General features: G+C 50.9%; 1 pseudogene. It reads left to right on the top strand.

Going from position 1 to position 277, the window contains the following annotated elements:
- Positions 1-265, top strand: a pseudogene (locus ACTHS3_RS17830) (hypothetical protein); the annotation flags it as partial.
- Between the last annotated feature and the right edge of the window lie 12 nt (positions 266-277).

Genomic DNA, 277 nt, shown 5'->3' with positions numbered 1-277 from the left:
CGCCAACCGCGCACCATGGCATTTTATCGAACTGGACGGTCATTTTTATTTGGATCTGGGACTGGGTTTGCCTACAGGCCGCAGCGAATGTGACTTTACCCTTCAAACCTGCCAACTCCCCGCTTGTCTGCAGCAGGGCGATGACGAGGCTGAAGGGCATTTCTGCGATATTCTGAAGGCAATGTTAATGATGTTTTACCTGCCCGTTTTTTGCGCTCAATCAGTCTCAGTCCTGCGTATGCAACAAAACCGTGTTGCTTCCTGAGACCGCTAAACC

It is taken from the genome of Neisseria sp. P0009.S007, assembly GCF_051962515.1.
The sequence above is the reverse complement of the archived record's forward strand: the minus strand, read 5'-3'. Positions and strand labels throughout refer to the sequence as shown.